The sequence below is a fragment of the Rubrivivax gelatinosus genome (assembly GCF_016583785.1).
Taxonomy (GTDB): Bacteria; Pseudomonadota; Gammaproteobacteria; order Burkholderiales; family Burkholderiaceae_C; genus Rubrivivax; species Rubrivivax gelatinosus_B.
This window is the reverse complement of record NZ_NRRU01000164.1, coordinates 1-6,873: the sequence shown is the minus strand read 5'-3', so window position 1 is coordinate 6,873 and position 6,873 is coordinate 1. Positions and strand designations below refer to the sequence as shown.

Genomic DNA, 6,873 nt, shown 5'->3' with positions numbered 1-6,873 from the left:
CCTGCCCGAGCGTGTGCGCGCCGAACTCGCCCGCCGGCGCAGCGTGCTGCTGCTCGCCGCGGCAGACGACGGCGGCACGTTGACGGGCTGGTGGCTGGGCGTCGACGCGCAGGGCCGCACCCGCGCCCGCCGCTGCGCGCTGGCCGGCGAGGCCGGCACGCCGACCGCGGGCTGGCGCTACTGGCACGCGCACCGCGACGACGACCGCGCCCCGGCGCGGCTGGGCACACGCGCCGACCAGCCCGGGCAGGCGCCGCTGCGGCTCAGGCTGGCCGCGGGCCCGCGGCCGCTGCTGGCCCCCGGCGAACTCTGGGCCGACCTGCTGGAGCCGGTGCTGGCGCGGCGCTGCCTGGGCACACAGTGGACTTGGCTCGTCGCGTGCGCGCCGTCCCCATGGCCATGACCCCGCCAGCTTCGGCCTGCGCTTCGACGGGCGTGCCGCCGGCCGCCACCCGTGCGCCAGACGCCGCGGCTGCGCTCGACGCGCTCGGCCTGGCCGCACTGCTGCTCGACACGGCCCGGGGCACGGTGCTCTGGCGCACCGGCGCCTGGGCGGCACGCCACGCCGGCTGGCCCGACGCCGCGCTGCAGTCGGCGCTGCACGCGGCCCGGCAGGCGCCGGGCGCGGCCGGCCGCGGCAGCTTCGCCGCGCCCGACGGCAGCCGGCTGGAGTTCGTCCTGCTTGAGGCCGGGCTGCTGGTGCACGCGCCCGGCCCGGCGCCCGAATCCGCGCGCGCGCTGCAGCGCCATCTGCAGGACCGCGAGAAGCTGCTGTTCACCTCGCGCAGCATCAGCGTCGGCGAGATGGCGAGCACGCTGGCGCACGAGATCAACCAGCCGATCGGCACCATCGCCAACGTGCTGCGTGGTGTCGGCGCACGCGTGGCGCGGCTGTCGGTGCCGGCGCACGAGCAGCCGCTGCTCGACGAGCTGCGCCAGGGTCTGAAGCTGGCGCTGGACCAGGCGCAGTTCGCCGGCCGCATCGTCGGCCGCATTCGCGACTACACGCCGGCGCGCCTGCCGCGGCACGAACGCCTGGACCTGCGCACGCTGGCGGCCGAATGCGTCGCGCTGCTGGACTGGGAGTTCGCGCGCCACGGCGTGCCGGTGCACACCGAGATGGCGCAGCCGGCCTGGGTCGAAGGCGACGCGCTGATGCTGCAGCAGGTCGTCGTCAACCTGCTGCGCAACGCGCTCGAAGCCCAGCGCGAGGCGCCGGGGCCGGCGGCGCGGGTGCTGCTGCGGCTGCGCGCCGTGCCCGGCGTCGCCGGCAGCAGCGCGCCCGACGAAGTGCAGCTGTCCATCGTCGACCACGGTTGCGGCATCGCCGCCGACGCCGAGAGCCGGCTCTTCGTGCCTTTCGAGTCGAGCAAACCCGACGGCATGGGCATAGGGCTCAAGATCTGCCGCAGCTTCGTCGAGCTGCACCAGGGGCGGCTGTGGTTCACGCGCAATCCGCCGCCGCAGGGCGGCTGCAGCTTCCACCTCGCGCTACGCGCGTGTTCAGCGCCGCCCGGGCGGGCCGAAGGCAGCGAAACCCGGGAGCGCGGCGAGCCCGCCTGAGCCGGCGCGTGCCGCCTGCAGGAAGGCGTCGACCGCGGCCCCGGGCGCGGCGCCCGGCCCCCAGGCCGCCGCCAGCGCCTGCAGCGCGGCGCGGTCGGCGCGTGACCAGGCGCCCTCCAGCGGGTCCTGCGCCGCGGCTTCGAGCCGCGCCCGGTAGCGGGCGTGGGCGCCGGCGTCCTGCGCCATCAGCCCGAGCAGCGCCCGCGCGGCGCGGTCGAAGGCGCTGGCCGACAGCGTGCCGGACGGCTGCAGGTAGCGCGCGCAGAGGAACTCGATCGGCCCCTGGCGCCGCGACGCGCCGCCGCCGGGAGCCCCCCAGGCCGCTTGCGGGCCGGCCGGCAGCCGGCCGCTGGCGAGCGCCTGGTTCAGCGTTGCCGCCACCGCACGCTGCGCCGCCGCCTCGCCCTGTTCGCCGACGAGGCACAGCACACGCAGGAATGCCGGGTACAGCGGGTCGCCGAGCGCGCGGCACAGCTGCTCGAGCCAGGCGACACGGGCCTCGTCGTCGGGCAGCAGGCAGCAGCCGTCGACCAGGGTCTGGGCGGCTTCGTGCCAGTCGGGGGCGGCGCGCAGCGCCATCTTCAGCCGCCGGCGTCGGGCGCCAGCAGGCAGGCGAGGAAACGGGCGGTCAGCGCCTGCGGCGAAGCGCCGGCGCCGTCGGCCGGTGCGCGCAGCACACGCGACGGGGCTTCGGCGTCGGGCGACGCGAGCGCCCCGTCCCAGGCGAGCTCGGCCGCGCGCGTGGCCGCGGCGGACGCGGCTGCGGCCGGGGCGGAAGACGGGGACCAGACGCCTAGCGGTGACATGGTGCGAGCTTAAGCGCCGGGCCGGCCGCGCGCCCACTGAGGATCGGCCCCAGGGTCGGCGCCGCGTTCACGGCGCCCAGACCTTCAGCGCCGGCAGCAGGCCGGCGACCCCGTCGTCGATGTGGGCGAGCATGGCCTCGACCAGCGGCGTGAACAGCAGCACCCAGATCAGCGTCGCCGCCACCGACTTCAGCGACATCGACACCGAGATCAGGTTGAGCTGCGGCGCGAAACGGTTGACCAGGCCCAGCGCCAGGTCCAGCCCGTACAGCAGCACCAGCGCCGGCGCCGCGAACATGAAAGCCAGCACCATCAGGCTGGCGAAGGCGCCTTCGAACACCTGCACGTCGGCGGCCTGGAACTGCAGCCCCGTCTGCGCCAGCGGCCAGAGCGCGAAGCTCTGCACGATGACCGCCACCAGCGCCAGGAAGCCGCCGCCGGCCATGAACAGGAACATCGCCAGCCGCGACAGCAGCGCGCCCGACAGCGAGCTCTGGTGCCCCGACAGCGGGTCCTGCACCTGCGCCAGCGTGGCGCCGACCTTGGCGTCGACGATCTGGCCGGCGGCCTCGAAAGCCCAGAGCACGGCGCCCAGCAGCACCCCGAAACCCAGCCCCAGCAGCGCCTCGCGGCCGAACAGCAGCAGCCAGTGCCCGGCCGACCAGGCAGCCACCGCCAGCGCCGGCTGCACGGCCAGCGTGATCAGCCCGAAGCCGATGAAGATCGTGTTGCGCACCAGCGCCGGCACGGTCTCGGGCGCGAACACCGGCAGCAGCAGGAAGGCGACGGCGAAGCGTGCGCTCGCCAGCGCCACCAGCAGCGCGCCGTCGGCGAGCGAGTCGATGAGGCGCAGCGACTCCATCGGCGGGGTCGCTCAGGGCCGCGAGACGATCTCGGCGAAATCGCTGAACAGCCGGTCGCTGAACGCGTACAGCGTGCCGCCCAGCAGCGAGGCGGTGACGAAGATCGTCAGCACGATCGCGAACAGCTTGGCCGCGTACTGGAAGGTCTGCTCCTGGATCTGCGTGGCCGCCTGGACGATGGCGATCAGCAGCCCGACCAGCGCCGCCACCAGCACCGGCGGCGCCGACAGCAGCAGCACCAGCCACAGTGCCTGCAGCGTCAGTTGCATCGCTTCGCTCCCCGCCATCGCGTCCTCCTCATTCACCCATCGCAGGGCCAGCCACCCGCGAGCGAGAGAGCACGGCTGTCCGATCAAGCTTCCCGCCGCGGATCCGGCTCTGCCGGTCCGCCGGCGGACGGCCTTGCAGGCCGCGCCGGGCCAGTGGCCCGGCCCCTCGCCAGGCATGGCCCGTCCACCGGACGGTCCATGCCTGGCGAGGCCCCCCTGGGGGGTAGCGAGCGCAAGCGAGCTTGGGGGCCCCATTTCAATAAGAGAGCACGAGGCCGTGAGAGAGCTTGACCCAGCCGTCCACCAGCACGAACAGCAGCAGCTTGAACGGCAGCGACACCGTGGTCGGCGACAGCATCATCATGCCCAGCGCCATCAGGATGTTGGAGACCACCAGGTCGATGACGAGAAAGGGCAGGAAGATCAGGAAGCCGATCTGGAAGGCCGCGGCGAGCTCGTTGACGACGAAGGCCGGCACGACGACGACGAGGTCGCGTTCGGCCAGCGCCTGCTGCTGCGCCGGGCTCAGGTTGCGGCGCAGGGTCTCGAGGAAGAAGCGGCGCTCCTGCGGCCGCGAGTGGGCGAGCAGGAACTCGCGCAGCGGCTCCTTGGCGGCGTCGGCGGCGTTCAGCAGCGACTCGGTGTTGCGGCCGATGGCCTGCGTCTGGCCGACGCGCTCGGCCATCTGCAGCCCGACCGGATACATCACGTAGACCGTCAGCACCAGCGCCATGCCGTTGAGCACGATGTTGGGCGGCACCTGCTGCAACCCGAGCGCGTTGCGCAGCAGGCTGAGCACGACGACGATCTTGGTGAACGAGGTCACCATGACGCCGACGAAAGGCGCCAGCGCCAGCACGATGACGGTGATCAGCGCCGACGAGGGCGTGAACTGGCTCAGGTCCATGCCAGCGGCTCGCTCACGGCGGCCAGGCGCTGCAGCCGCAGCCCCCAGCCGCGCCCGGCCGGCAGCAACGGGCCTTCGGCACAGGGGCGGCCGTCGATCTCGAGCCGGGCGGCGCCGGCGGCCAGTTCCAGCGGCTGCGGCCAGCCGCCGAACCAGGCGCGGGCATCGACTTCAAGCGTCTGCTCCAGCCACACGCGCGCGCCGACGTCGCCGCTGTCCGCCAGCGGCCGGGCCGCGGCCAGTTGCAGGCTGCCGGCCTGCGGCTGCCAGACGACGCCGCCCAACCGCGGCAACGGCAGGCCGCCGGCCGGGGCGTGCAGTTCGAGCGCGCAGTCGGCGCCGGCAAAGCTGGCCGGCAGCAGCAGCAGCGCTCCGGGCACACGCTCGCGCGCCGGCAGCCGCGCTGCCGGCAGCGCCTGCAGCAGCAGCCGGGCAGGCCAGCACGGCCAGTGGTGCAGCGGCAGCGCCGCTGGCGGCGTGCGGCCCCAGGGCAGCAGGCGCCAGGGCAGCGCCAGCCGGCCGCCCTCACCCCAGGCCAGCGTCAGCGCGGCGGCGGGCCAGGGCGCGTCGGCGGCGGGCCGCAGGTCGTGCAGCGGCGCACCGATCCAGTCCTGCAGCAGCGCCAGCGCCGGCAGCACCGGCGCCAGCGCGAGCGCGGCGTCGACGGCCGAAGCGCCGGCCGCGGGCAGGTCCAGACGGGCATGGCCCTCGGGCCAGACGAGATCGAAGGGCAAGGAAACGACGGGCTGATGCAGGCGCGCGGGGGCCGGTCGAGCCGACCGGAGCGAAGCCCGGACTTCAGCAGAAGCCCCGCGCGCTGCCAGCCTGGGATCGAGACCAGGCCAGCGGCAACAGCCTGTGTCAGTCCGCCAGCCGCGCCAGCGTCAGCGTGAGCTGCTGCCGCGGCCTCACCGCGCCGGTCTCGTCGAAACGCCAGGACGGCGTGCCGCCGGCCCAGGACTCGGGGCCGTCGGCACGCGGGCCCTGCGGGCGCGGGGCCGGGTGCGAGTCGTCGCGGGCCGCCGCAATCGTCGCGAGGAAGGCGCCGATGAAGCTGATGCGCAGCAGCCCGCCGAGCACGGCGAAGGCGTCGCGGTAAGACTCGGCCAGGCGGCCGCCCTTCAGCAGGTCGGTCTCGTTGACGAAGGCCTGGTCGACCTGGCGGATGCGGCCCTGGTCGTCGATGCCGAGGAAGCCCTTGCCCAACGTGTTCTCGTAGAGCGTGTTGCCGTCGTCCACCGCCCAGTCGACGAGCCGGCCCCAGCCGCGCCCTTCGTCGATCGCCAGGTCGCCGCTGGTGTTGGTGTCGACGCCGGTGATCTGCACGCCGTAGTCGCCGTTGCTGATCGTGACCTTGGACGACAGCGTCATCGCCGGGTTGGCGGCCCAGGGCGTGGTCTCGATCGTCACCTTGGTGCCGTCGTCGAGCACGAAACTCGTCGTGCCCCAGAAGTCGAAGGCCTGCTTGCCGTCGATCTCCATGTGCGGGTCGCCCCAGGCGCGATAGGTCTCGCCGGTGTGTTTGTTCCGGATCAGCACCTGGTTGTCGTCACCGGCGGTGATGCGGTAGTTGTCGTTCTCGAATACGGCGACACCGCCTTCTAGGCGCGTGCTGGCGTTGCTCGGGTTGGACGGATCGAGGCCCGGCGGCACGCAGCCGCCCGGGGCGATGCCGGGCGAAGCCGGCGCGGTGGTCAGCGACATTTTGCAAACTCCTGCTCTGCGTGCCCGACCTCCGGGCAGCACGATGCGATTGCAGCGCGAGCGGGCGCCCGCTGCAGCCTCGGATCGATCCTCAAGAGCGTCCCGCGGCGCCGCTCCAGCCGCCGGATCCGGCCCGCTGCGTTGCAGTTGTCATCGAGCGCAGCGGCTTGCGCAATCGTTCTTTGCACGGCCTTGCACACAGTGGCTGCCGTGCCCGGGCCCCGGCGGCCCGGCGGAACGAACTGGAGGACCCCATGGCCTGCCCTGCCCGCCCCTCAGCTGCCTGCCGGCAGACCGGCCGGCTGGCGGCCGCCGTGCTGGCCGCGACCTGTTCGCTCGCGGCCCGCGCCGCGCCCGCCGCGTCGGCCCCCGAGCCGGCGCTGGACCCGGTGGTCCGCAGTGTGCAGGCCGGCCGCCTCGACGAGGCGCGGCAGATGATGGAGCGCGTGCTGCACGAGCATCCCGAGAGCGCGAAGGCGCACTACCTGGACGCCGAGATCCTGGCGCAACAGGGTCTGTTCGGCTCGGCGCAGGACGAACTCGCCGCCGCCCAGCGGCTGGCGCCGGGGCTTCCGTTCGCACGCGCCGACGATCTGCAGTCGCTGCGCGCCCAGCTCGAGCGCCTGGGCGGCCGGCGGCCCCCGCCGCCGCCTCAGGCCGCCGCCGCGCCGGCGCCCGGCGCCGACGACGGGGTGCTGCTGGACCTGCTGCTGGCGGTGGGATCGGGCGGCCTCTTCGCCTGGCTGCTGATGCGGCTGTGG

The 6,873-nt window shown here is 74.3% G+C and carries 10 protein-coding genes; 3 read left to right on the top strand and 7 right to left on the bottom strand.

What is annotated here, in order from left to right:
• Positions 1 to 403, top strand: a 403-nt coding sequence (locus CKO43_RS24450) for a hypothetical protein (RefSeq protein ID WP_200380293.1), incomplete at its 5' end; no start/stop codon positions are given.
• A complete protein-coding gene (locus tag CKO43_RS24445; RefSeq protein ID WP_200380292.1) occupies positions 394 to 1,563 on the top strand; it encodes a sensor histidine kinase in 1,170 nt (389 codons plus the stop codon). The genes CKO43_RS24450 and CKO43_RS24445, both read left to right, overlap by 10 nt.
• Here the strand turns inward: CKO43_RS24445 and CKO43_RS24440 are convergent.
• The 7 genes from CKO43_RS24440 to CKO43_RS24410 all read right to left on the bottom strand — a co-directional run bounded on the left by CKO43_RS24440 (position 1,504) and on the right by CKO43_RS24410 (position 6,112).
• On the bottom strand, positions 1,504 to 2,142 hold the full coding sequence (locus CKO43_RS24440) for a hypothetical protein (protein ID WP_200380291.1): 639 nt from the start codon (positions 2,140 to 2,142) through the stop codon (positions 1,504 to 1,506). The genes CKO43_RS24445 and CKO43_RS24440 overlap by 60 nt on opposite strands.
• 2 nt (positions 2,143 to 2,144) lie before the next feature.
• Positions 2,145 to 2,369 carry a hypothetical protein gene (locus CKO43_RS24435; RefSeq protein WP_200227501.1) on the bottom strand — a complete coding sequence of 75 codons (225 nt, stop codon included), beginning with the start codon at positions 2,367 to 2,369 and terminating at the stop codon, positions 2,145 to 2,147.
• 67 nt (positions 2,370 to 2,436) lie between these two features.
• Positions 2,437 to 3,231: a type III secretion system export apparatus subunit SctT gene (gene sctT, locus CKO43_RS24430; RefSeq protein WP_200380290.1), complete on the bottom strand. Its 795-nt coding sequence runs from the start codon at positions 3,229 to 3,231 to the stop codon at positions 2,437 to 2,439.
• 12 nt (positions 3,232 to 3,243) lie between these two features.
• On the bottom strand, positions 3,244 to 3,519 hold the full coding sequence (gene sctS, locus CKO43_RS24425) for a type III secretion system export apparatus subunit SctS (RefSeq protein ID WP_200227505.1): 276 nt from the start codon (positions 3,517 to 3,519) through the stop codon (positions 3,244 to 3,246).
• Positions 3,520 to 3,757: 238 nt separating this feature from the next.
• Complete coding sequence (gene sctR / locus CKO43_RS24420) at positions 3,758 to 4,408, bottom strand: type III secretion system export apparatus subunit SctR (protein ID WP_200227507.1); 651 nt, start codon at positions 4,406 to 4,408, stop codon at positions 3,758 to 3,760.
• On the bottom strand, positions 4,399 to 5,142 hold the full coding sequence (locus CKO43_RS24415; RefSeq protein ID WP_200380289.1) for a hypothetical protein: 744 nt from the start codon (positions 5,140 to 5,142) through the stop codon (positions 4,399 to 4,401). The genes sctR and CKO43_RS24415 overlap by 10 nt, the downstream gene beginning before the upstream one ends.
• A 127-nt stretch (positions 5,143 to 5,269) precedes the next feature.
• Positions 5,270 to 6,112 (bottom strand): DUF1521 domain-containing protein, encoded by an 843-nt coding sequence (locus CKO43_RS24410; protein ID WP_200380288.1) that lies wholly within the window; start codon positions 6,110 to 6,112, stop codon positions 5,270 to 5,272.
• Between the two features lie 254 nt (positions 6,113 to 6,366).
• On the opposite strand from CKO43_RS24410, the gene CKO43_RS24405 reads away from it, so the two are divergent.
• A partial coding sequence (locus tag CKO43_RS24405; RefSeq protein WP_200380287.1) for a tetratricopeptide repeat protein occupies positions 6,367 to 6,873 on the top strand: 507 nt, incomplete at its 3' end.